We start from the raw sequence: 23,226 nt of genomic DNA, 5'->3' as shown, positions 1-23,226 counted from the left end.
GCTCCTTTCGCCTCGGTCAGTTCGGGTGCAGGCCGATGAAGTCGAGCCCGAGGGACTCGGGCAGGCCGAGCCGGATGTTCATGCACTGCACCGCGTTCCCGGAACCGCCCTTGACCAGGTTGTCCAGGGCCGCGATCACCGTCACGCCGTCCGACTCCGGGTCCAGGGCGAAGCCGACGTCGCAGAAGTTGGAACCGGACAGGATCTTCGCGTCCGGGAACCGGTGCAGGCCGCGCCGCTGGGCGACCACGCGGACGAACGGCTCGTTCCCGTACCGCTCCCGGTAGACGGTGCGGATGTCCCGCTCGCCGGCACCGTCGGTGAGGCGTGCCCTGCACAGCAGCTGCACCCCTCGTACGGCCTCCACTCCCGTCGCCGTCATGCGGACGGGAAGCCCGGTCGCCTGGGAGATCTCCGCCTCGTGCCGGTGGCGCGTCGGGGCGAAGACCCTGAGCGCGCCGCTGCGTTCGGCGTGCAGGTTCTCCGAGCCCGCGGTCGCCCCGGCGCCGCTGGAGCCGGTCCTGGCGTCGACCGTTATCTCGTCCTCGATCAGCCCGGCCTCGGCCAGCGGGGTGAGCGCCAGGATGCCGGCGTTCGCCATGCAGCCGGGCACGCTGATCCGGTCGGCCGTCCGCAGGCGGTCCCGGTGGAACTCCGGCACGCCGGGCACGAAGGTGCCGAGAAGTTCGGTGGCCTCGTGCGGAACCCCGTAGTAGTCCTCGTAGGTGTCGGCGGACCGCAACCGGAAGTCTCCGGACAGGTCGATGACCGTGCCGGCCCTGCCGAGGTACTCCGGCATCCGGCGCATCGTCTCCCGGTGCGGTGTCGCCAGGAACAGCACGTCGTAGTGGCCGAGCCGGTCCTCCGCGCAGAACGCCAGCCGGGTCCTTCCCCTCAGGTTCGGGTGGACCCCGTCGACCTGGCGGCCCTGCAGCCGCCGCGAGGTGGCGGCGGCGAGCTCGACCTCCGGATGTGTGGTCAGGATGCGCAGGAGCTCGCCGCCGATGTAGCCGGCGGCCCCGACGACCGCGACGCGTGTCATGTCTCTCCCCTCGCGATGAGATGGGCCGCGATGGCGTCCGCCACGTCGACCCTGGAGCCGTGGGCCTCCTGGAAGCCCCTGAACTCCACCCGGTCGTTGACCTCGAGCACGGTCAGGTGCCCGTCCACGTCCTCGATGAGGTCGACGCCCGCGATGTCGGTGCCGACCGCGTCCGCGGCGGCGACCGCGAGCTTGGCGTGGACGGGGCCGAGCGGGCAGTACTCGCTCACGGCGCCCCTCGCCACGTTGGTACGCCACTCCTCGCCCCGGCGGTAGGTCGCGCCGATCGCCTCGCCGCCCACGACGAGCACGCGGATGTCCCGGTCGGCCTTGGGCACCTGCTCCTGCAGGTAGACCACGTGCGACTGCGGGGAGGGGAGCGCGGCGACGTGTTCGAGCACGGCCGTCGCCACGGCGCGGTCCGTGACCCTGGTCACCAGCCGGCCCCAGGAGCCGACCAGCGGTTTGACCACGGCCGGATAGCCGATCTCGTCCAGGGCCTCCAGCGCCGCTTCGGACGTCATCGCCAGCGCGGTCCTGGGCGTCGGCAGTCCGCTGTTCAGCAGGGCCGCCGACGTGTGCCACTTGTCGCCGCTGAGATGCGTGGCGGCGGCGCTGTTCAGCACCGTCACCCCCGCCGACTCCAGGGCACTCGCCGCGTAGAGAGCGCGGAAGTGCCCGACTTCGCGATTGAGGACGAGGGTGGGACCGGTCCAGGCCGAGTCGTCGGCGACGAACAGCGACCTGGGGTCCAGGTGCTCGAATCTGGCGCCGCGCCGTTCGAGGGCGCCCATGATGCTCTTTTCCTCGAACCGCACTCGTGACGCGAGGACGGCGAGGTGAGGTGCTACGGAATCCATGGCACAGCTCCCTCCGCTACTCGCCCCAGTCTTCTTCGACGTCCGGTGCCAGCGTGAGGGCCGGGGGCTGGACGGAGGCGATCTCCAGCTCGCTCCGGCAGTCCAGGCACTCGACGATCTCGCTCACCCTGGCGTCTCCGTCGATCGTCACCTCGGCCGCGCACTCAGGGCATTCCGGGCCGTTCACAACCTTCTGCATGAGCTCATCCCTGTTCGTAGTTGTCCGAGATTGTCTTATAAACCGTAACCCCATTTCCCATGAAACAGCTAATAAGTGGTTTTACTCGAAATGAACGATATTGCTTATATGGAGATCTCATAACACTGGTCTATTACCTCATAAGCATCGCTTCTTGGGTAGGGGCCGAAAATTGCCGTGCCGGGTGATTAAGCTCTTCAGTGGTGATTATTTGCTTGCTTGTCGTCATCTTCGGAAGTCTCCAGAAGTTCTCAGAGGTCTCCAGAGGTCTCCAGAAGGAGGGGTAATGCGAGGGATCGCAGAGAGTCCGGCCGTCAACGGCAACGGTGCGCACCCGGCTCCATCTGATCTTGATTTCGATTTCGGAACCGTCGATCGCACGCCGGGCGAGGAGTTCGCGTCCGCCGTGAGCGCGGCCGGTGAACGCGCCGGTGACGGTGATGGTGCCGGTGAGCGGGGGGACCTGGTGGTGCCCTTCGGCATGCACCTGCCCGCGGCGTTCCCGCTCTTCGCCTCCCGCCCCCGCTATCCGGTACGCCACCTGCTGAAGACCGCGCCCGTGGCCGACGGCCCGGCGTCCTACGTCCACGAACCTCCCCGGGGGCGGTTGAGCGAGTCGGGCACCTCCTACGCCGCCACCCCCGAGGCGGCCTTCGCGCCCAGGATCGAGCGGGCCAGGCTCACCGACCTCACCGTCTCCGTGCCGATCCCCGAGGGGATCCTCGGGCAGCCCGCGCTGCTGGCCCCGTACGTCGACTACCGCGTGCTCGTCCGGCTGTCGGTGGCGGAGAACGAGGCGCTGCTGCACGGCACCCGCGACGGAGCGATCACCGGGCTGCTCCGGCTGCCCGGCACCCGCCACCGGCGGACCGGCCTCGGCCTCGAGGAGGCGGCCACCGAGGCCGCCGCCGAGGTGGAGGAGACCGGCGGCTCGTGCGACGGCATCGTCGCCCACCCCGCGGTCTACTGGGAGATGGTCAGGACGGGCATGCTCGGCCGGCTGGCCGCCGCCGGGATCACCGTGTCGAGGACGCGGATGATCCCGAGGGACACCCTGCTCATGGGGGACTTCCGCGCCGCGTTCACCCTGCTGCTGCCCGGCACCTCCTTCCTCGCGCTGCGCCGCGGCGCCGGGACCGACGGCGCCGACCTCGTCCAGGCGAGCACCCGCGTCGGCCTCGCCGTGCACCTGCCGCAGCACCTGATGACGCTGTCGTGGGGTGGCCGCCATGGGTGACCCGCGGATCCTGTACATCACCGGGTGGATGCGGAGCGGCAGCACCCTGCTCGGGAACGTCCTCGGCGAGCTCCCCGGCGTCCTGCACGTCGGCGAGCTGCACTACCTGTGGCGCAACGGCGTGCTGAACGCCGGCACGAACTCCAGCTGCGGCTGCGGCAGAGACCTGACCGCGTGCGACGTCTGGTCCCCGGTCCTCGGATCCGGCGACGTGGCACAGGCCGGCGCCGCGCGCCGGATGATGATCCTGCAGCGCTTCCTGCTGCGGACCCGCCACACCAGGAACCGCCTCGCGGAGGCCCAGGGCAGGACACCGACGGCACCCGGCGTCGAGGAGGCGCTCGGACGCACCGCCGCCGTCTACCGGACGCTGGCCACGAGCGGCGGCGAGCGCCTGATCGTGGACGGCTCGAAGTATCCCGCCGAGGCGGCCGCGCTGCTGGGGCGTACGGACCTGGACGTCCGGGTGCTGCACATGGTGCGCGACCCCCGCGCGACGGCGTTCTCCTACAAGAACGCCAAGGAGTACATCGACCCGATGAGCCCCGCCCGCAGCAGCGGGTACTGGAGCGCGTTCAACGTCGCGTCGGAACTCGTCGGAGGCGCCGCCCCCGACCGGTACCTGCGGGTCAGGCACGAGGACCTCTGCGACCGGCCGCGAGAGGTCGTCGCCCGGGTCATGCGGTTCGCGGGGCTGGCGGGAGAGCCGCCGGTCGACGGGACCGGCCTGGTCTCGCTCGGGGAGAACCACACGGTGACCGGCAACCCCGACCGGCTGTCCAAGGGCGACACCAAGATCCGTTCCGACGAGCGCTGGCGCACCGCGCTGTCCGCGCGGGAGATCGCCGCCGCGACCGCGCCGGCCCTGCCGGTGCTCACCCGCTACGGGTACCCGCTCCTGCCGACGAGGTAGGCGACCGCCGCGGGTACCCGCTCCTGCCGATCGGGCAGGTACGAGAATTAGGGAGCCATCTCATGGACCTTCGGCTCAAAGGGCGCGTGGCCCTGGTGGCGGCTTCGAGCAGTGGGCTCGGGCTGGCCGTGGCCAAGACCCTCGCGGCGGAGGGGGCGAACGTCTCGATCTGCGGCCGTGATCCCGCCAAGCTGGCCACGGCCCACGTCGAGGTCAACACGATGGGGACGGGCGAGGTGCTCAGCACTCCCGTGGACCTGCGCGACGAGCGGGCCGCCGCCGAATGGGTGCGGCGGACCGCGGACACGTTCGGCGGGCTGGACATCGTGGTGACCAACTCCGGCGGGGTCCCGTTCGGGCCCGTCGACAGCTTCCAGGTCGCCGACTACCGGGCGGCCATCGACGGGAACCTCCTGCCGCACGTGAGCATCACCCTCGCGGCGCTGCCCTTCATCAAGGAGGGCGGCTGGGGCCGCATGCTGATGATCGCCTCGGAGTCGGTGCGCCAGCCCCACCCGGAGAGCGGCCTGTCGTCGGTGGCCCGGCTGGGCCTGCTCGGCTACATGAAGGGACTGGTGCACGCGCTCGGCGCGAACGGGGTCACGATCAACATCCTCGCCCCGGGCTTCCACCGCACCCCCATCCTCGACGAGCAGTTCGGCGCGGAGGTGGAGACGGAGATCGCCCGCGTCGCCGAGCGGATCCCCCTCGGCAGGATCGGGGACGTGGCGGATTTCGGCGCGCTGGCCGCCATGCTCGCCAGCGACCAGGCCTCGTACGTCACGGGCACGGTTTTCGTGGCCGACGGAGGCAACACCCGCGGCATCGGCTGAAGGCATCGGCCGAGGAGATCGGCCGAAGACATCGGCCGAAGACATCGGCCGACCGGCCGGGAAGCTGAGGAGGAGCGAAAGATGTCCGTACTCGGACACGTCGCCAGTACGCGCAAGGCGGCACTCTACGTAGTCAAGATAGGGAGCGCGAGTCTCGGCCACGACGCGCTCTTCGACGAGCTGGCGCTGCTGCGCCGCCGCGGCGCCCGCGTGCTCCTCGTCGCGGGCGGCGCGGCCGGCATCACCCGGCACTACGCCGACATCGGCCGCCCGGTCAGGACGCTGAGCCTGCGGGGCGACAGCGAGGTGCGCTACTGCCCTCCCGAGGAGATGCCGCACATCGTGGACGCGTACGAGCGGGTGACGTTGCCGCGCGTGCGCGACGCGCTCACCTCGCGCGGGCTCACCGTCTTCGCCTCGGTCGCGCGGGACGGGGCGCTGGTGAGCGCCCAGGCCAACCGGCCGCTGCGGGCCGTGCGGGACGGCAGGACGACGGTGGTCCGCGACCACCGGGCGGGCACCGTGACCGGGGTGGCCGCGGACCGCGTCCAGGCGCTGCTCGACGCGTTCGACGTGGTGTGCCTCTCGCCGCCCGTCGCCGACGGCGCCGGCGGCGACGGTTCCGCGCTCAACGTCGACGCCGACGTCCTCGCCGCCGAGCTGGCCAACGCCCTCGCCGCCGACCACCTGCGCCTCGTCACCGGCACACCGGGACTGCTCGCCGATCCGGAGGATCCCGCGAGCCGCCTGACCGACGTCGTACGCGGCGAGGGAGAGCGGTTCGCGCGGGGCCGGATGCGGCAGAAGGTACGCGCGGCGGAGATCGCCCTCGACGGGAGCGCCGACGTCGCGATAACCGGGCCGCACATCCTGTCGCCCGCGTCGGGAACGCGCTTCTGGCGCGCCCCGGCGCCCGCGCCGGACCTGTCGCTCCTCGCCCGCGCCGTGGAGATCTCCTCGGTGTCGGCCGACGAGCGGGAGCTCGCCGAGTACCTGGTGGACTGGTGCACCGGGCGCGGCGTCCACGCGGAGATCGACGCGGCGGGCAACCTCGTGGCCACCCGCGGCTCCGGCGACCGGCGGCTGCTCATGCTCGGGCACCTCGACACCGTGCCGCACCGGTGGCCGGTGCGCTGGGACGGGCTGACGATCACCGGCAGGGGCTGCGTCGACGCCAAGGCCAGCCTCGTCGCCTACCTGGAGACCCTCGCGGACATGGACGTGCCGAGCTGGGCGCAGGTGCGCGTCGTCGGCGCGGTCGAGGAGGAGGTCACCTCGGCGGGGGCCTTCCACGCCAGGGACCACTACCCGGCCGACGCGGTGGTCGTGGGCGAGCCCAGCGGCGAGAAGGCCCTGACCATCGGCTACTACGGCCTGCTCAAGGTGCGGATGCGCGTCAGCCACAGCGTCGGCCACACCGCGGGGCAGGGCGTCACCACCGCCGCCGACCAGCTGGTGGACGTCCTGGGCAGGCTCCGCGACGAGATCGCCGGGGCCGACTCCCAGGCGCTGGTGGCCGTGCTCGGCATCCACGCGGTGAACGGCGGGGACGTCCAGCTGGGCGAGGCCGTCGTCGACGTGCGGGTCCCCCCCACCCTGGACCTGGAACACCTCGTCGAGCTCGTCCGCCGGGTCGCGGGACCGGTCGTCGTGGAGGTGCTCCGCGCCACGCCCGGAGTGGTCACCTCCCGTACCAGCCCGCTCGTGAAGGCGTTCTCGCGGGCCTTCAGGGAGGAGGGCGTGGCTCCGAGGTTCCTCGCGAAGAAGGGGAGCAGCGACATGAACACCCTCGCGACCACCTGGCGGGGGGTGCCCATGGTCGCCTACGGCGCGGGTGACGCCGCGCTCGACCACACGCCGGACGAGCACCTCGACGCCGAGGAGTTCAGACGGGCCAGGACCGTGCTGTCCAGGGCGGTCGCGAACTGGGTGGAGCAGGGCCGCCCACCGGCGACGCCGGCCACACCGCAGGACACGGCCGGTGCCGGGCCCGCCGAAGGTGCCGAGGCCGCCGGTGGCGCCGGGGCCGGCGAGACCGCCGGAGCCGCCGGAGCCGCTGAGGCTGTCGCAGGAGAGAGGACACCGTGATGACAACGATCGCCGTCGACGAGACCGCCGGCCACACCTACCAGCTGTCCCACCTGGACGCGCTGGAGGCGGAGGCCGCCCACATCTTCCGGGAGACGGCCGGGGAGTTCGACCGGCCGGTGATCCTCTTCTCCGGGGGCAAGGACTCCATCGTCATGCTCCACCTGGCGCGCAAGGCGTTCGCCCCCGCGCCGGTGCCGTTCCCCCTGCTGCACGTCGACACCGGCCACAACTTCCCCGAGGTCATCGGCTACCGGGACCGCGTCGTCGCCGAGCAGGGCCTGCGGCTGGAGGTCGCCTCGGTCCAGGAGCTCATCGACCGGGGGGAGCTGGCCGAGCGGCCCGACGGCTCGCGCAACCCGCTGCAGACGGTGCCGCTGCTCAACGCCATCGAGACGAACCGCTTCGACGCGGTCTTCGGCGGCGGGCGGCGGGACGAGGAGAAGGCCCGAGCCAAGGAGCGGGTGTTCTCCCTGCGCGACGACTTCGGCGGCTGGGACCCGCGGCGGCAGCGACCGGAGCTGTGGAACCTCTACAACGGCCGCCACTCGCCCGGCGAGCACGTCCGCGTCTTCCCGCTGTCGAACTGGACCGAGCTGGACGTCTGGCAGTACATCCTCAGGGAGGGGATCGAGCTTCCGCCGATCTACTTCGCGCACGAGCGCGAGGTCTTCTCGCGCCGGGGCATGTGGCTCGCCCCCGGCGCGTGGGGCGGCCCGAGGGAGGACGAGCCCCTGGAGCGGCGCCTCGTGCGGTACCGCACGGTCGGCGACATGTCGTGCACCGGCGCCGTCGACTCCGGCGCCGCGACCCTGGAGGCGGTCATCGAGGAGATCTGCTCCTCCAGGCTGACCGAGCGGGGCGCCACCCGCGCCGACGACAAGCTGAGCGAGGCCGCCATGGAGGACCGCAAACGGGAGGGATACTTCTGATGACCACCACACTGCTGCGCTTCGCCACCGCCGGATCCGTGGACGACGGGAAGTCCACCCTCGTCGGCCGGCTGCTGTACGACTCGAAATCGATCCTCGCCGACCAGCTGGAGGCGGTGGAGACGGCCTCACGCAAGCAGGGCCTGGAGACCGCCGACCTCGCGCTGCTCACGGACGGCCTGCGCGCCGAGCGCGAGCAGGGAATCACGATCGACGTCGCGTACCGCTACTTCGCCACCGCGCGCAGGCGCTTCATCCTCGCCGACACGCCCGGCCACGTGCAGTACACCCGCAACATGGTCACCGGCGCCTCGACCGCCGAGCTCGTGCTCATCGTCGTCGACGCCCGCAACGGCGTCGTCTCGCAGACCAGGCGGCACGCCGCCGTCGCCGGCCTCCTCCGCGTCCCCCACGTCGTGCTGGCCGTGAACAAGATGGACCTCGTCGGCTGGGACGAGGGGGTCTTCGCGGCGATCGCCGAGGAGTTCACCGAACACGCGTCCGGCCTCGGGGTCGGCGAGGTGACCGCGATCCCGATCTCCGCCCTCACCGGCGACAACATCGTCACCCCCTCGCCGAACATGGACTGGCACACCGGTCCCACGATCCTGGAACTCCTGGAGACGGTGCCGGTGGGCGTCGACCCCTCCCGGGCGCCCGCGCGGCTTCCCGTCCAGTACGTCATCCGGGCGGACGGCCACCGCGCCTACGCGGGCCAGATCTCCAGCGGCGTCCTGCGCGTCGGCGAGCGCGTCACGGTCCTGCCCGGCGGGCGGACCTCCACGGTGGCGGCGATCGACGTGCTCGGCGAGCCCGTCGCCACGGCGTGGGCGCCGCAGTCGGTCGCCGTACGCCTCTCCGACGACGTCGACGTCTCCAGAGGCTCCCTCATCGTGCCGGAGGACGCGGCCCCCGACCTCACCTGCGAGCTGCGCACGACCACCTGTCACCTCCACGAGCGCGCCCTGCGCGTGGGGGAACGGGTCCTGGTCAAGCACACCACCAGGACGGTCCAGGCGGTCGTCGAGGACATCGTGCCCTCCACCGCCCTGGGGGATCTGACCTGTGCCCCGGAGGCGGACAGTCTCGCCGTCAACGAGATCGCGAACGTCGTGCTGCGTACCACCGACCCTCTCGCGGCCGATCCCTACGCGCGGTCCCGCATGACCGGTTCCTGCCTGCTGATCGATCCGGCGGACGGGACCACCCGCGCCGCGGGGATCGTCGAGGAGACGCCGCCGGGGTGAGGCCGCTCGGCGCCATCGGGGTGATTCACCCGGCATCGTCAGGGTGAATCACCCGGCATTCGTGCTTTCCGGGGTGGGTCGTGTCTTCGCCCGTTCGGGCGGTGCGCCGAGGAGCCGTCCGGCGCCCGTGGTCGTCGGGGTGAGTCACCCGGCATCTCGGGGGTGAGTCACCCGGCGGGAACCTTCGGGGACGGAGCCGACCGGCTCGGCCGGGCCGGCCTGTTCAGAGGGCGGGTCGGCCTGTTCGGAGGGCTCAGCCGGCGAAGGGGTAGCCGCGCAGTGACTGCTGGAAGGCCTTGCGCGCGATCGGGACGTACCCCGAGGTCGCGGCGCCGGTGGAGAGGGCCATGGTCACCGGCAGCGGGCCCGGCGGGGAGGGGAGGGCGAGCCTGGCCGCCTTGGGCAGGCCCCAGAGGTCGTCGCCGTTGGCGACGAGGCAGGCCACGCCCAGGCCGGCCTTGGCGGCCGCGCGCAGCCCGACGAGCTCGGCGCCCTCGTAGCCGACACGCCACGGGACGTCCGACTCGTCGAGGACGTCCACGATGCGGCCGCGGAGCGTGCACGGTTCCGTGAAGAGCGTGAGCGGGAGCGCGGCGCCCTCTCCGTGGGCCGGACGGCCGAACCAGTCCATGCGCATGTGGCCGAGTTCCTGGCTCGCGGCGCCGGCGCCGTTGGACTTCGTCTGCAGGAGCAGCGCCAGGTCCAGCTGGCCGGTGTTCACCCGGCCCTCCAGGGATTCGCTCAACCCCGTCTGGACGCTGACCTGGGCGTGCGGCATGCCCCTGGTGAGCAGCCGCAGGATCTCCGGGAGCGCCTCCGCGAGCTGGTTGACGATCCCGATGGACAGCCGCACGTTCCCCGGCGGGGGGACGAAACGGCCCACCGCCTCGTCGTTGAGTGCCACGAGGCGGCGGGCGTACCCGAGGAGTTCCTCGCCCTGCGGGCTGAGCTGCAGCTTCCGGCCGGTCGAGGTGAATATGGGACCCTTGACGAGACCGCTCAGCTGGCGGATCTGCTGGCTGATGGCGGGCTGGGTTATGTGCAGGGACTCCGCGGCCCTCCGGAAACCGCCGACATCGACTACGGTGACCAATGCTCTCAGCCGATTTATTTGCAGGTCGTGGTACATTCTTCCTCTTAAGCTGACCTAGTAGGAAAGTATCGAGCCATCTGTTCGAAGTGGCTTTTTGGATAAATAGGTCGCAGGCTTTTCCGGATGTTCGCGCCGTGCTCTAGTAGGGCAGGTGGACCCCGCTGGGAGTGCGGGTGTCGAGGGCGTACCGGGAGTCGTTCGCGCGTTTCCTCCTCTGCCGGGGGATCCGGATGAGTTTTCTCTGCGGCCGGCGGATTTGTTTCCGCTCCATGGTCTCCTCCAGTCTTCTGGTCCGGATGCGGTCAGCGTAGCCCCGGCGGACCGGGAGCTCCTACACACAGGGCCACGAGTGCGGTGTGAAACTCTCATGCTCGCTTGATGACGCGAAAACTATTCTCATCGCCGGTCGGGAAGCACAATTTACTTATTCGAACTCATCCAGATCGAGGAGACGGCGATGGTGACCTTGAACGCTTCACGGACCGAGCGGCCGAAGGAGCACGACCGGCTCTTCGCCGAGTTCTTCGTGAGCGCCTGGACCGAGCCCGCGCGCGCCGGCGGGCACGACGGCGACCCCGTCGCGGCGCTCGCCGGGTTCGGTGTCCACCTCCACAGCGGGGAGGAGGCGCCCGAGCCGAGTGCCGGGCCCGTGGCGTGCGAGGTCCTCGAGGACCTCGTCATCGAGGACCTCGACCATCCCGCTCCCGTCGTGGCCGCTTGGACCTACTGCGGATGAACGATCCCATCGAGGGCGGGGCGACCTCACCGCTGATCGGATTCAAGCGCCACCTGCGGGCGGTGACGGTTCCGGGGGAGGCGATCTATCTGACCTCGGCCCGGGGAACGGTCGCCCTGTCCGGTGGGCAGATCCAGGCGCTCGCGCCGTTGCTGGGCGGCGACCACAGCCTCGCCGAGGTGCGGAGGCGGACGGCGTCCGAGATCTCGGCCGTGCAGCTCGGGCGGATCCTCGGCAGGCTGGCGGAGGCGAACCTCGTCGGATCCCGCCGTCCCCCGCGAGGCGGCGCCGATGCCGCGTCCGAGGCGTACTGGGACCTCGGGCGGGTGGGCGCGGACCGGGCCGCGACGGCCCTGGCGGAGTCGTCCGTCGGGCTCGTCGCCCTCGGGGGCGTCGACACGGGGCCCGTGGCCGAGGCGTTGCGGTCGATGGGTGTCACCGTCGACGAGGACGGTGACCGGCCCGCGACCCTGACCCTCGTTCTCTGCGACGACTACCTCGACCCGGAACTCGAACGGGTCAACGAGCGGCTGCTGGCGGACGGACGGCCCTGGCTGCTGGCCAAGCCGGCCGGCGCCGACCTGTGGGTCGGTCCGGTCTTCCGGCCGGGCGAGGGGCCCTGCTGGTCGTGCCTGACCACGCGGCTGCGCGGGCACCGGCGCGGGGAGGCGCGGCTGTGGAGCGCGTCGAAGACGAGCGCCACCAGCCCGCCCGACGCGTCGCTGCCCCTCACCCGCGCCCTCGGGGCGCAGTTCGCGGCCCTGGAGGCGGCCAAGTGGCTGGCCGGGTCGCGGGGCGAACGGCAGGACACCGTGTGGACGCTGGACACCTTCTCGCTGGAGGGCCGCCACCACCGGGTGGAGAAGCGCCCGCAGTGCCCCTCCTGCGGGGATTCCGGGCTGGTGGCGGCGAGCGTCGAGAAGCCCGTCGTCATCGCGTCCAGGAGCAAGGCGGCCGTGGGCGGCAACGGGCACCGCGCGCTCGCCTCCGAGCTGGTGTGGGAACGCTACCGCCACCTGGCCGACCCCCTCACCGGGATCACGGACGCGATCCGGCGCGACCCGCGGAGCCCCTCCTTCCTGCACTGCTACCTTTCCGGGCCGAATCTCGCGCTCACCGACGACAGCCTCACCGCGATGAGAGCCGGTCTGCGCCAGCAGAGCGGCGGCAAGGGGAGCACCGACATCGAGGCCAGGGTGGGCGCGCTCTGCGAGGCGGTGGAGAGACACTGCGGCTCGCGGCACGGGGACGAGCCGACGGTGAGGGACAGCCTCCGCGGCCTGGGCGAGCGAGCCGTGCGTCCCGACGAGTGCCAGCACTTCCACCGGCGCCAGTTCGAGGACCGCGACCGCTGGAACGCCGAGAGCATGGCCTTCCAGCACGTCCCGGAGCCGTTCGACGACGAGGAGGTCGTCGAGTGGACCCCGGTGTGGTCGCTCACCGCGAAGCGGCAGCGCCTGCTCCCCACCGACCTGCTCTACTTCAGCAGGGGCGGCCATCCGTCGGTGCGCGCGACCTCGAACGGGAACGCCGCGGGCTCCAGCGTCGAGGACGCGATCGTCCAGGGCTTCCTCGAACTGGTGGAGCGCGACGCGGTGGCCATCTGGTGGTACAACCGCACGCGCCAGCCCGCGGTGGACCTCGGCTCGTTCGACGACCCGTGGATCACCGACCTCCGGTCGCGCTACGAGGACATCGACCGGGAGTTCTGGGTCCTCGACGTCACCTCCGACCTGGGCATCCCCGTCATGGTGGCGATCTCGCGGCGCGTCGACAAGCCGGCCGAGGACATCATGCTCGGGTTCGGGGCTCACTTCGACCCCCGGATCGCCGCGCGGCGCGCGCTGACCGAACTCGGGCAGCTGCTCCCGGCCGTCGCCGGGGCACGCGCCGACGGGACGGGGTACGGTCCGACCGATCACCACATCCGGGACTGGTGGCTCACCGCGACGACGGGGAACCAGCCCTACCTCCGTCCCCACGGGAACCGGGCCCCGCGGACCCCGGGCGACTACGCCTACACCCCTCGCGGCGATCTGCGGGAGGACGTCGAGCACATCGTCACGCTGGCCGGGCGGACGGGCCTGGACGTCCTCGTCCTCGACCAGACGCGTCCCGACATCGGCATGCCGGTCGTCAAGGTCGTCGTTCCCGGCCTGCGGCATTTCTGGGCGAGGTTCGGCCCCGGCCGGTTGTACGACGTCCCCGTCCTCCTCGGGCGTCTCGACAGGGCGACGGCCTACGAGGACCTCAACCCGATTCCCCTCTTCATGTAGCCGTTCCGCCTCGACAAGGGTCAGGAGTCACAGGATGGTCGGAGGCCAAGGCAGCGATACCGATGTGCTCCAGATATTCCCCCAGTGGTCGTTCCGGGAGGACGTGTACGTCGAACCGGACCCGTACGGCGGAACCGTGGTGCTCCACAGCCGCTGGGAGGACGTGGTCCTGCGATACCCCGGATCCACCGTGCTGGAGGCGATGCGCCGGATGAGCCTGGGGCCCACCTCGCTCGACAACGTCATCCGCGAGGACGCCGAGCGGCGGGAGCTCGACGCGATCCTCGACGGTCTCCAGCACCTCGTGGTGCGTTCCTTCGGCTTCGACCCCGAGCAGCCGCTGATGTCGGTGATCCCGCTCGCCCAGCGGGCACGGTTCCGGCTGCCGGAGGTCCCCCCGCTCCACCCGGTCCGCCTGTCCAGGTTCGCGCTGATCAGAACCGACGGGAACAACTACCACGTCGAGTCCCCGCTGTCGCTGCACCGGGTCATCCTGCACCGGGCCGAGGCCATGTCCGGTGTCGGGTCGCTGATCCGCCCGGTCGTCCCGTCGGCGATCGAGCGGGACCGCCGGCCCGTGGTCGACTATCTGATGGCGGCGGGGATGGTGGTGCAGGCCGTGGAGGAGGACCCCTTCCAGCCGATGGTGTTCGAGGAGGACGTCGACCCCGCTCTCGTGGCCTGGACTCCCGTCGATCTCATGTTCCACACCCGGTCCACCCTGGGCAGGCACGACCACGACTTCGGGGCGACGTACCCGATGGGAGACCAGTGGAGCGTCGAGCCCGTCGTGAAGCCGGAGCCCGCGCGGGTTTTCGCCGATCCGGGGCGGGAGCGGGCTCCCGTCGCGCTGCCCCGGCCGAAGTGGGGCGAGCTGCTCGCGGCGGATCCGCCGCTGACCACGGTCGTCGAGGCGAGCCGGCACACCCGGCACTACGGTGAGAGACAGCTGACGGCCGACGAGCTCGGGGAGCTCCTGTACCGGACGGCCAGGGTCCGGTCCCTGGTCGGCTCCCCGGACGAGACCTCGACGACCTCGACGAGCGATCGCCCCTACCCGAGCAGCGGCGGCTCCTACGAGCTCGAGCTGTACGCCACGGTGGACAGGTGCGCCGGCGTCCCCCGGGGCGTCTACCACTACGACCCGCTGCGGCACCGGCTGGAGCCGATCGAGTCCACCCCGGCGGACGTGGACGAGCTGCTGGAGACGGGCAAGGTGGCGGCGAACCTGGACGCGACGCCGCCCGTCCTGCTGACCATCACCGCGCGCTTCCGCAGGCTGTCGCGGAAGTACAACGGGCTGAGCTACTCGCTGGTGCTCAAGAACGTCGGAGCGCTGACGCAGACGCTCTCCCTGGTCAGTACGGCCATGGGGCTGGCGGCGTGCAGGCTGGACAGCGGCGACATCGAGGTGACGGGACGCGTTTTCGGCCTCGACTGGCGTGTCGAGTCGAGTGTCGGCGGGTTCGTCGTCGGCCACCGTCCCGGCCGCGAGCCGAGCCGCTTTTCCGGGCGGTACGCGGTGAATGACGCCGAGTGGGTTCTTCGAGCAAGGGCGGAAATCACGTAAGTTGGACTTCCTTTTTTGGCATTTCATGAATGTGTGAGGATGCGCGCGGCGGGAGCCGCGTGAACACGCCGCGTCCCACCCGCCGGACGCGCGTGAATCGTGCCGCACGACTATGACACGTGGTTTTTCCGCCGCGTGCACCCGTTGATTCCCCTGGAGCCACGCGGACGGGCCTATCTAAGCTTATTCAGCTGATATAGATTGTTTCGGGGCGTCGGGCTGACGGGGAAGGACCACCGGTCGGGCTTTGGAGGAGACGGTCGATGACGGTGAACGCCGGCCCGCCGCAGCGCCGGCGCGGATTCGCCAGGTCGCTGCACAGGTCACGCCTTAGGACCCGGCACGGGGTGGGCGGGCTGGCCGCCCCCAGAATGGCCCGTGTGATCATCGTCGCCGTCCTGTACGGCTACGTGTTCAACGCGCTGATGTTCGTGTGGGGAAGCGGTCTGCCGGGTCCCGACCTGCTGGGTTTCGCCGGCTGCCTGTTCGTCGCGCTGGTCCTGCAACTCGCGCATTCGACGCGGGACGCGCTGAGCTGGCCCGCGCCGGTCCGGGCTCTCACGCTGTCGGTACAGGCCGTCGCCACCTTCCTGCCGTTCGCGTGGGTCGGTCCGCAGGCGGGATCCATCGCGGGGTTCCTCGCCGGGTCCATGCTGCTGGTGGTGGCGGGGCCGGGGCGCTGGGGGCTCTTCTTCGCCGTCGCCGCCGGTGTCGGCGCGCTGCTCGCGCTCCGGGAGGCGAACCTGCTGGCGTTGGACGTCGTCTACAGCGTCTACTTCACCCTGCTGACCGGGTTGATGGTGTACGGGGTCAGCTCGCTGGCGTCTCTGGTGAAGGTGCTCTACGCGGCGCGGGGGGAGTTCGCGCGGATGGCGGTGGCGCGGGAGCGGCTGCGGGTGGCGCGGGACCTGCACGACCTGCTGGGCTACAACGTGTCGGCGATGACCCTGAAGAGCGAGCTGGCGTACCGGCTGCTGCCGGGGGCGGCCGACCGGGCGCGGCAGGAACTCCGGGACGTCCTGGTGGTCGCCCGCCGCGCGCTGGCGGAGGTGCGGGTGGTGGCGGGCGGGTATCTCCCCATGTCGCTGACGGCGGAGGCCGAGTCGGCGGAGTCGATGCTGTCGGTCGCCGAGATACGGGTGGGCGTGGCCGTCTCGCGAGAGGGCCTGCCCGAGGCGCTGGACACCGTGCTGGCGATCGTGCTGAGGGAGGCGGTCACCAACGTGCTGCGGCACAGCAAGGCGCAGCGCTGCGAGATCGAGGCGGGGGTGGAGGACGGCTGGGCGCGGCTGCGGGTCGGCAACGACGGGGTCGAGCCGGAGCTGGGGACGCGCTCGTTCGAGACCGGTACGGGACTGGGGAATCTCACGGGCCGGCTGGAGGCCGCGGGGGGACGGTTGTCGGTCACGGTCGACGGTGAGTGGTTCCAGCTGACGGCGGAGGCCCCGGTCGAGGCCCCGCCGGTGGCACCGGTCGCGGAGGGCTCCGAGGTCCCCGGCGCGCCCGAGGTGACCAGGACGCCCGACGCGCCGGAGACGTCCGAGGAACCCGGGGTGCCGGGCAGGCCCGGGACCCCCGGCACGCCCGGGACGGTCAAGGTGCCCGGAGCGCCGGAGGAGGAGCACGCGCGGCCGGGAACACCGGGCGACCGGCCGCCGGTCAGGGCCACGGCGCGGACGTGGCACCTGCGGGTGGCGCGCTTCATCGCCGTGCTGGTGCTGTCGGGTTACGGCGTCCTCATCGTGGTCAACGTGCTGGCGGAGCGGCCGCACCCGGTCGGGCTGATCGGATTCGCCGCGTGCGTGGCCGTGCTGGTCGGCGTGCAGATCGTCCACTCCCTGGGGGAGCCCCGGTCGTGGCCGGGGTGGCTCAGGAAGGTGACCCTGGCGGTGCAGGCGGTCGCCACGGCCCTGCCGCTGCTGTGGGTCGGCGCGCCGTGGGGTTCGATGGGCGGTTTCCTCGCGGGGGCGGTCCTGCTGCTGGTGGGCGGCCGCTGGCGGTGGGTGCTGTACGCGGCCGTCGGCGCGGGGGTGATGCTGCTGTCCGTGCTCCAGGGCGACGTGGCGGAGTGGACCGCGTATCTGGTGATCTCCACGCTCCTGACCGGGCTGGTGGTCTTCGGCATCAGCTCGCTGTCGGACCTGGTGGCGCAGGTGGACCGGACGCGGGGGGAGCTGGCGCGGATGGCGGTGACCCAGGAGCGGTTGCGGGTGGCGCGGGAGCTGCACGCGCTGCTGGGGCACGAGCTGTCGGTGATGATCGTCAAGAGCGAGCTGGCGCACCGGCTGCTGCCGAGGTCCGCGGAGCGGGCGAAGACCGAGGTGGCGGAGGTGCTGGAGATCGCGCGGCGGGCGGTCGCGGATGTCCGGGCGGTGGCCAGCGGGTACCGGCACATGTCGTTCGACGCGGAGGTGGACTCGTCGGTCTCCACGCTCGCCGCCGCGGGAATCGACACCGGGGTGAGCGTTCCCGCGGACCTGGTCCTCGGGGAGCTGGACGCGCTGCTCGCGGTCGTGTTGCGTGAGGCGGCCACGAACGTGCTGCGGCACAGCGACGCGCGGCGGTGCACGATCGAGGTGGTCCTGGAAGCGGGCGGGGTGCGGCTGTGCGTGACCAACGACGGGGCGCCGCCGGAGGTGCTTCCGGCCGTCCGCGACGATTCCGGGCTGGGGGACCTGGCGGCACGGCTGCGCGCCGTCGGCGGGCGGCTGGCGGCCGAGGTCGCCGACGGGGCGTTCCGGCTGGTCGTCATCGCTCCCGGCGCCGCCCTCGTTCCCCGTGTGCAGGCGTTGGGGGACGCGTTGCGGGACGCTCGGGGAGACATGCCGGAAGATATGTCTGCAGATATATCGAGAGGCGCGCGGAGAACGGACGGCCATGATGGGTGATACGGCCGGAGCTTTTTTCGGCTGACAAATGCGAGTAAGTGAATGTCAGAATTCTGCGGCATTGCCAAATTCAATTGACTGGGTACTATTCGGGGCAAGATCGGTTGGTCCAGTCGTTCGATCGAATGGTGGCGAGGCGTATGTGGACGAGAATCGCCTCGCAGAGTCGCTCGCGGGATCGCTCCCGGCGCCGCCCGTGGGATCGGCCGCAGGGGCGCCCGGGGCCCCCGGTCGTCGGTTCTCGTCCCGGAGCCGACGTCCGAACGGGAGCGCCGCTGTGCTGAAGATCCTCCTCGCCGAGGATGTGCCCATGGTGCGCGGGGCGCTGGCCGCCCTGCTGGACATCGAGTCCGACCTGACGGTGGTGGCACAGGTCGGCAGCGGGGACAGGATCGTGCCCGTCGCGCTCGAGACGCGTCCCGACGTCGCGATCATCGACGTCGACCTGCCCGTGCTCGACGGTCTTTCCGCGGCGGAGGAGCTGCACGCGAAGCTGCCCACGTGCCGGACGCTGATCCTGACGGGCCTGGGACGGCCCGGCACGCTTCGCCGCGCCCTCTCGGTGTCGGTGTCCGGCTTCCTCCTCAAGGACACGCCCTCGGAACGCCTCGCCCAGGCGGTCCGCGAGGTGGCCGCGGGGCGTCGCATCGTCGACCCGCAGCTCGCGCTGACCGCGTGGGACGTCGGGGAGAACCCGCTGTCCGGACGTGAGGTCCAGGTCCTGAGGCTGGCCGCGGGCGGCGCCGAGCCGCCGGAGATCGCGGCCGTCATGCACGTCTCCGTCGGGACCGTGCGCAACTACCTCACGAAGATAGTCACCAAGCTGAACGCCAGGAACCGGGTGGACGCCATCCGCATCGCCACCGAGGCCGGCTGGATCTGACCGGGCGGGACCTCGCGTCCTCCCCGTCCTCCCTGTCCTTCCCGGCCTCCTCGGCCTCCCGATCCTTTCGGGTCCGTCGTTCCGTTCTCGCCGTTCCGTCTTCGCATCCTGAGAAGGATGTCTTATCGCGGGCCCATTGTCCTGATTTTGTTACCGGCATAGCGTAATTGCTGGTAACAAAAGCGTCGGCCGCTGTTCGTCACGTACTTCCCCCGGCCGGGAAAGGATGCCCGCAGATGAGTTCCAACAGGTGGCTGCACTACTTCGAGACGCGGATCCCCCTCTCCGAGGAGCCGCCGCGGATCGCGGCCAGGCTCGCCGGCTCCGGCCTGCACGCGGCGTACGTCGTGTACGAGAGCGGAGGGAAGTGGTCCTACGCGGGGGGAGCCCGGGCCGAGGTCACGCTGGACCGCAACGGCGCCCGGCTGGTCCAGGAGGACGAGCCCGACGTCGTCCTGCCCTGGAGCGACCGGCCCCTGCGCCAGGTGGCCCGGCTGCTCGACACCGTGAAGGTCCCCGCCTGGCGCGCGTACGGCTGGGCGACCTTCGAGCTCTCCTACGCCAAGGAGGGGAAGCTGGACCACGTCGGTGACGGCCGGCTGCTGCACCTCGTGGTACCGAAGGCCGAGGTCCGCATCGAGGACGGCCACGCCCACCTCCGCGCCGCCGACCAGGAGACGCTGACCGCGCTGCTGGAGACGATCTCCAGCCCCGCGGAGACCCCCGACGGAGCGCCGAAGCCGTTGGACGTGCGCGAACTCGGCGAGGACGCGTACCGCCTCGCGGTGAAGCTCGCGGTCGAGGAGATCAACCAGGGCGACCTGAACAAGGTCATCCTGTCGCGGGTCGTCGACATCGACGAGGACATCGACCTGATCGCCACCTACCTGGCCGGGCGCCGGGGCAACAACCCCGCGCGGTCGTTCCTGCTCAACCTCGGTGGCGTGGAGACGGCCGGGTTCAGCCCGGAGATCGTGGTCAAGGTGTCCGCGGACGGCCACGTGGTCAGCCAGCCGCTGGCCGGGACCAGGGCGCTCACCTCTGACCTGCTCGAGAACGAGAGCCTGCGCGCCGACCTCCTGGCCTCCGCCAAGGAGATCTACGAGCACGCGATCTCGGTGAAGGTCGGCACCGACGAGCTCGTCGACGTCTGCGTGCCCGGATCGGTCGAGGTGCCGGAGTTCATGGCGATCCGCGAGCGCGGCAGCGTCCAGCACCTGGCCTCCCAGGTGTCCGGCAGGCTCGCCCCCGGCTTCAGGGCGTGGGACGCCTTCGGCGCGGTCTTCCCCGCCGTGACCGCGTCCGGCGTGCCGAAGGAGGCCGCTTACACCTCGATCCGCAGGCACGAGCCCGAGTCGCGCGGCCTGTACAGCGGGGCCGTGCTGACCGTCGACCACACCGGCGAGATGGACGCGGCACTCGTGCTGCGCAGCGCCTACCGCAAGGACGGCCGCACCTGGCTGCGCGCCGGGGCCGGCATCGTCGGGCAGTCCACTCCCGAGCGGGAGTTCGAGGAGACCTGCGAGAAGCTCGACAGCGTCGCGCGCTACCTGGTCCCCGCCGTCGAGGGGAGTGCGCGATGAGGGTCGACGACATCTACCTCGCCGGGGTGGGCGCCTACCTGCCCCCCGTGGTGACCACCGAGCACGCGGTCCGGGAGTCCTGGTACGACCGGGCCGACCGCGAGGCCTCCGGGATGGAGGCCGTGATGGTGGCCGGCGAGACGCCGGCCCCGGAGATGGCGGCCCGCGCGGCCCTGGTCGCGCTGCGCCGGTCGGGGCACGAGCCGGACGACTTCGGCGCGCTGCTGCACAGCGACAGCTACCACCAGGGGCCGGACGGCTGGTCGGCGCCGCACTACGTGCTGCGCAGGACGCTGAACCGGCCGATCACCGCGCTGGAGGTCAGGCAGGGCTGCCTCGGCATGATCGCGAGCCTTGAGATGGCCGCGCACCGGCTGATCGCCGACCGTGACAAGGACGCCGTGCTGCTGACCGCCGGGGACAACTTCTCCACCCCGCTGGTGGACCGGTGGCGGGCCTCCAGGATGTTCCTGCTCGCGGACGGCGGCGGCGCCGCGGTGGTCTCGCGGCGCGGCGGCTTCGCCCGGGTGCTGGCCTTCGGGACGGTCTCCAATCCCGGGATGGAGGAGCTGCACCGCGGCGGGGAGGTGCTCTTCCCGCCCGGCATCACCGTCGGCCGCTCGCTGAACTTCGAGGAGCGCAGCGACTACTGGCGACGGCAGTGGGCGGAGGGGAAGGCGCCCCCGATGGGGCACTTCGGCGAGTGCGTCGCCGAGGCGGCCGGGCGGACGCTGGCGGAGGCCGGGATCTCCATGGAGAAGGTCACCCGCGTCTGCCACACCGGCTTCGCGCGGGGCTCCCTGGAGGGCATGTTCCTCGACCCCCTGGAGATCGACGCGGACCGGGGCCTGTGGGACTTCACCCGAGGGGTCGGGCACGCCGGCGCCGCCGACCCGTTCATCGGCCTGGAGCACCTGTGGACGAGCGGGCAGGTCGCTCCCGGCGACCACGTGCTGCTCATCGGCAGCGCCCCCGGCATGGAGGCCGGCTGCGCGGTCGTGGAGATCGTCGCCCCGTACGAGCCCGGGAACCCCGAGCTCCAGAACCACGAGCCCGAGAGTCACGAGCCCCTGCGGCACGACCCCCAGAACGAGAACCACGAGCCCGGGAACCGCGAGCCGGAGAACGGAGGCCGGTAGATGCTTGACGGATGCACGCCATGGCCCGAGGAGTTCGCCGCCCGTTACCGGCGCGAGGGACTCTGGCGCGGGGAACGCCTCGGCGACCTCCCGCGGACCTGGGCCCGCGCGTTCGGAGACGGTACGGCACTGGTCGGCGGGAGGCTGCGACTGTCCTACCGGGACCTGGAGAACCGGGTCGACCGGATGGCGGCGGGTTTCCACCGGCTCGGGATCGAGCCCGGTGACCGGATCGTCCTGCAGCTGCCCAACGTCCCCGAGTTCGTCATCGTGGCCTTCGCGCTCTTCAGGGTGGGCGCCAAGCCGGTGTTCTCCCTGGCGTCGCACCGGGCCAACGAGATCGGGCACCTGTGCGAGCTGTCCGGCGCGTCCGGATACGTCGTCCCCGGCGTCCACCGCGGGTTCGACCACACCGCGCTCGCCCTGCGGATGGCCGGCGAGGTGCCGAGCCTGCGCCGGATCTTCGTCCTGGACGGGGAGACCGGCGAGGAGGGCGAGAGGAGCGGCGACGAGACCGCCGCGGCCGCCGCGGTGATCCCGCTCTCGCGGGTGGACGCCGACCCGGTCCCGCTCCCCGGGAGCGACCCGTCGGACGTGGCGTTCTTCCTGCTCTCCGGCGGGACCACCGCGCTGCCCAAGCTGATCCCGCGCACGCACGACGACTACGCGTACCAGACCAGGGCGGTGGCCGAGCTCTGCGAGCTCGGCGCGGACGACGTCTACCTGGCCGCGCTGCCGGTGGAGTTCAACTTCACCTGGGGCTGCCCGGGGGTCGTCGGCACGCTCGGCTCCGGCGGCACGGTCGTGCTCGCCGAGAGCCCGGTCGCGGAGGACTGCTTCCGCGCGATCGAGCGGGAGAAGGTCACCATCACCTCGGTCGTCCCCACCGTGGCGCAGCTCTGGCTGGAGGAGGTGGCGTGGGCCGAGGCGGACCTGTCCAGCCTGCGCGTGCTGCAGATCGGCGGGGCCAGACTCCAGCCTGAGCTGGCCGCGCGGATCGAGCCCGAGCTGGGCTGCCGCCTCCAGCAGGTGTTCGGCATGGCCGAGGGAATGCTCTCCATGTCCAGGAAGGGCGACGACCCCGGGTCCGTCGTGAACACCCAGGGGCGGCCGATCTCACCGGCCGACGAGGTGCGGATCGTCGACGAGCGGGACGCCGAGGTGCCCCCGGGGGCCACCGGCGAGCTGCTCACCCGTGGCCCGTACACCCTGCGCGGCTACTACCGCGCCGAGGAGCACAACCGGCGGGCCTTCACCGAGGACGGCTTCTACCGCACCGGTGACCTGGCCCGGCTGACCGCCGAGGGGAACCTGGTCATCGAGGGACGGCTGAAGGACGTGGTGATCCGCGGCGGAGACAAGATCGCGGCCGGAGAGGTGGAGGGCCACCTGCTCACCCACCCGTCGGTCGCCAGGGCGGCGGTCGTCCCGGTCCCCGACGAGTTCCTCGGCGAGCGGATCTACGCGTTCGTCGTCCACCGGGGCGAGCGGGGCGAGAGACCGGCGCCGGCCGAGCTGAAGCGGGCGCTGCACGAGCGCGGGCTGGCCGAGTTCAAGCTGCCGGACCGCGTGGAGTTCGTCGACGACTTCCCGCTGACCCCGCTCGGCAAGATCGACAAGAAGGTGCTCGCCGCCGCGGCGAAGGACCCGGCACTGTCCCGCCGGTGGGCGCCCGCGGAACCCACCCCCGAACACCAGGAAAGGTGA

Annotated in this window: 18 protein-coding genes; 14 read left to right on the top strand and 4 right to left on the bottom strand. The window is 71.5% G+C overall.

Annotation, left to right across the window (positions count from 1 at the left end; translation table 11 throughout):
- Positions 1-16 precede the first annotated feature (16 nt).
- From argC to ACTOQ3_RS01410, 3 genes are read right to left on the bottom strand one after another with little or no spacing between them, the layout of a single operon-like run.
- A complete protein-coding gene (gene argC / locus ACTOQ3_RS01420) occupies positions 17-1,042 on the bottom strand; it encodes an N-acetyl-gamma-glutamyl-phosphate reductase (RefSeq protein ID WP_440081520.1) in 1,026 nt (341 codons plus the stop codon).
- Positions 1,039-1,902 carry a RimK family alpha-L-glutamate ligase gene (locus ACTOQ3_RS01415; RefSeq protein WP_440081519.1) on the bottom strand — a complete coding sequence of 288 codons (864 nt, stop codon included), beginning with the start codon at positions 1,900-1,902 and terminating at the stop codon, positions 1,039-1,041. The genes argC and ACTOQ3_RS01415 overlap by 4 nt, the downstream gene beginning before the upstream one ends.
- Before the next feature lie 16 nt (positions 1,903-1,918).
- Entirely contained in the window at positions 1,919-2,101 is a 183-nt protein-coding gene (locus ACTOQ3_RS01410; RefSeq protein ID WP_440081517.1) for a lysine biosynthesis protein LysW, read from the bottom strand.
- 286 nt (positions 2,102-2,387) lie between these two features.
- On the opposite strand from ACTOQ3_RS01410, the gene ACTOQ3_RS01405 reads away from it, so the two are divergent.
- The 6 genes from ACTOQ3_RS01405 (at position 2,388) to ACTOQ3_RS01380 (ending at position 9,351) form a co-directional block, all read left to right on the top strand.
- Positions 2,388-3,338 (top strand): family 3 encapsulin nanocompartment shell protein, encoded by a 951-nt coding sequence (locus tag ACTOQ3_RS01405; RefSeq protein WP_440081515.1) that lies wholly within the window; start codon positions 2,388-2,390, stop codon positions 3,336-3,338.
- Positions 3,331-4,251, top strand: coding sequence for a sulfotransferase (locus tag ACTOQ3_RS01400; RefSeq protein WP_440081514.1), 921 nt, complete (start codon positions 3,331-3,333; stop codon positions 4,249-4,251). Before ACTOQ3_RS01405 ends, ACTOQ3_RS01400 begins: the two co-directional genes overlap by 8 nt.
- Positions 4,252-4,313: 62 nt before the next feature.
- The gene (locus ACTOQ3_RS01395) at positions 4,314-5,084 is read left to right on the top strand and encodes an SDR family NAD(P)-dependent oxidoreductase (RefSeq protein ID WP_440081513.1); all 771 of its coding nucleotides are present in this window, start codon (positions 4,314-4,316) and stop codon (positions 5,082-5,084) included.
- Positions 5,085-5,165: 81 nt separating this feature from the next.
- Positions 5,166-7,172 (top strand): M20/M25/M40 family metallo-hydrolase, encoded by a 2,007-nt coding sequence (locus ACTOQ3_RS01390; protein WP_440081512.1) that lies wholly within the window; start codon positions 5,166-5,168, stop codon positions 7,170-7,172.
- Positions 7,172-8,104 carry a sulfate adenylyltransferase subunit CysD gene (cysD, locus tag ACTOQ3_RS01385; protein WP_440081511.1) on the top strand — a complete coding sequence of 311 codons (933 nt, stop codon included), beginning with the start codon at positions 7,172-7,174 and terminating at the stop codon, positions 8,102-8,104. Before ACTOQ3_RS01390 ends, cysD begins: the two co-directional genes overlap by 1 nt.
- Positions 8,104-9,351 carry a sulfate adenylyltransferase subunit 1 gene (locus ACTOQ3_RS01380; protein ID WP_440081510.1) on the top strand — a complete coding sequence of 416 codons (1,248 nt, stop codon included), beginning with the start codon at positions 8,104-8,106 and terminating at the stop codon, positions 9,349-9,351. Before cysD ends, ACTOQ3_RS01380 begins: the two co-directional genes overlap by 1 nt.
- A gap of 253 nt (positions 9,352-9,604) precedes the next feature.
- Here ACTOQ3_RS01380 and ACTOQ3_RS01375 read toward each other — a convergent pair whose 3' ends face one another.
- A complete protein-coding gene (locus tag ACTOQ3_RS01375; protein ID WP_440081508.1) occupies positions 9,605-10,480 on the bottom strand; it encodes a LysR substrate-binding domain-containing protein in 876 nt (291 codons plus the stop codon).
- A 421-nt stretch (positions 10,481-10,901) separates the two neighbouring features.
- Here ACTOQ3_RS01375 and ACTOQ3_RS01370 point away from each other — a divergent pair, with 421 nt between their 5' ends.
- From ACTOQ3_RS01370 to ACTOQ3_RS01335, 8 genes are all read left to right on the top strand, one after another.
- Positions 10,902-11,180 (top strand): hypothetical protein, encoded by a 279-nt coding sequence (locus ACTOQ3_RS01370; protein ID WP_440081506.1) that lies wholly within the window; start codon positions 10,902-10,904, stop codon positions 11,178-11,180.
- Positions 11,177-13,456: a TOMM precursor leader peptide-binding protein gene (locus ACTOQ3_RS01365; RefSeq protein WP_440081504.1), complete on the top strand. Its 2,280-nt coding sequence runs from the start codon at positions 11,177-11,179 to the stop codon at positions 13,454-13,456. Before ACTOQ3_RS01370 ends, ACTOQ3_RS01365 begins: the two co-directional genes overlap by 4 nt.
- Positions 13,457-13,490: 34 nt before the next feature.
- Positions 13,491-15,026 (top strand): SagB/ThcOx family dehydrogenase, encoded by a 1,536-nt coding sequence (locus tag ACTOQ3_RS01360; protein WP_440081502.1) that lies wholly within the window; start codon positions 13,491-13,493, stop codon positions 15,024-15,026.
- A gap of 263 nt (positions 15,027-15,289) precedes the next feature.
- On the top strand, positions 15,290-17,914 hold the full coding sequence (locus tag ACTOQ3_RS01355) for a histidine kinase (protein WP_440081501.1): 2,625 nt from the start codon (positions 15,290-15,292) through the stop codon (positions 17,912-17,914).
- A gap of 277 nt (positions 17,915-18,191) precedes the next feature.
- Positions 18,192-18,797, top strand: coding sequence for a response regulator transcription factor (locus ACTOQ3_RS01350; RefSeq protein ID WP_440081500.1), 606 nt, complete (start codon positions 18,192-18,194; stop codon positions 18,795-18,797).
- Positions 18,798-19,033: 236 nt separating this feature from the next.
- Positions 19,034-20,380 (top strand): salicylate synthase, encoded by a 1,347-nt coding sequence (locus ACTOQ3_RS01345; RefSeq protein ID WP_440081499.1) that lies wholly within the window; start codon positions 19,034-19,036, stop codon positions 20,378-20,380.
- Entirely contained in the window at positions 20,377-21,519 is a 1,143-nt protein-coding gene (locus ACTOQ3_RS01340) for a ketoacyl-ACP synthase III family protein (RefSeq protein WP_440081498.1), read from the top strand. Before ACTOQ3_RS01345 ends, ACTOQ3_RS01340 begins: the two co-directional genes overlap by 4 nt.
- On the top strand, positions 21,520-23,226 hold the full coding sequence (locus tag ACTOQ3_RS01335) for a (2,3-dihydroxybenzoyl)adenylate synthase (RefSeq protein ID WP_440081497.1): 1,707 nt from the start codon (positions 21,520-21,522) through the stop codon (positions 23,224-23,226).

The sequence above is a fragment of the Streptosporangium sp. LJ11 genome, assembly GCF_051918945.1.
In the GTDB taxonomy this organism is placed as follows: Bacteria; Actinomycetota; Actinomycetes; order Streptosporangiales; family Streptosporangiaceae; genus Streptosporangium.
This window is presented reverse-complemented; position numbering and strand designations above follow the sequence as displayed.

Coding starts and splice junctions, on each gene's coding strand:
- ACTOQ3_RS01355 (WP_440081501.1), top strand. CDS start 15,290: ATGACGGTGAACGCCGGCCCGCCGCAGCGCCGGCGCGGATTCGCCAGG.
- ACTOQ3_RS01380 (WP_440081510.1), top strand. CDS start 8,104: ATGACCACCACACTGCTGCGCTTCGCCACCGCCGGATCCGTGGACGAC.
- ACTOQ3_RS01345 (WP_440081499.1), top strand. CDS start 19,034: ATGAGTTCCAACAGGTGGCTGCACTACTTCGAGACGCGGATCCCCCTC.
- cysD (WP_440081511.1), top strand. CDS start 7,172: ATGACAACGATCGCCGTCGACGAGACCGCCGGCCACACCTACCAGCTG.
- ACTOQ3_RS01370 (WP_440081506.1), top strand. CDS start 10,902: ATGGTGACCTTGAACGCTTCACGGACCGAGCGGCCGAAGGAGCACGAC.
- argC (WP_440081520.1), bottom strand. CDS start 1,042: ATGACACGCGTCGCGGTCGTCGGGGCCGCCGGCTACATCGGCGGCGAG.
- ACTOQ3_RS01365 (WP_440081504.1), top strand. CDS start 11,177: ATGAACGATCCCATCGAGGGCGGGGCGACCTCACCGCTGATCGGATTC.
- ACTOQ3_RS01360 (WP_440081502.1), top strand. CDS start 13,491: ATGGTCGGAGGCCAAGGCAGCGATACCGATGTGCTCCAGATATTCCCC.
- ACTOQ3_RS01390 (WP_440081512.1), top strand. CDS start 5,166: ATGTCCGTACTCGGACACGTCGCCAGTACGCGCAAGGCGGCACTCTAC.
- ACTOQ3_RS01415 (WP_440081519.1), bottom strand. CDS start 1,902: ATGGATTCCGTAGCACCTCACCTCGCCGTCCTCGCGTCACGAGTGCGG.
- ACTOQ3_RS01410 (WP_440081517.1), bottom strand. CDS start 2,101: ATGCAGAAGGTTGTGAACGGCCCGGAATGCCCTGAGTGCGCGGCCGAG.
- ACTOQ3_RS01340 (WP_440081498.1), top strand. CDS start 20,377: ATGAGGGTCGACGACATCTACCTCGCCGGGGTGGGCGCCTACCTGCCC.
- ACTOQ3_RS01375 (WP_440081508.1), bottom strand. CDS start 10,480: ATGTACCACGACCTGCAAATAAATCGGCTGAGAGCATTGGTCACCGTA.
- ACTOQ3_RS01335 (WP_440081497.1), top strand. CDS start 21,520: ATGCTTGACGGATGCACGCCATGGCCCGAGGAGTTCGCCGCCCGTTAC.
- ACTOQ3_RS01405 (WP_440081515.1), top strand. CDS start 2,388: ATGCGAGGGATCGCAGAGAGTCCGGCCGTCAACGGCAACGGTGCGCAC.
- ACTOQ3_RS01400 (WP_440081514.1), top strand. CDS start 3,331: ATGGGTGACCCGCGGATCCTGTACATCACCGGGTGGATGCGGAGCGGC.
- ACTOQ3_RS01395 (WP_440081513.1), top strand. CDS start 4,314: ATGGACCTTCGGCTCAAAGGGCGCGTGGCCCTGGTGGCGGCTTCGAGC.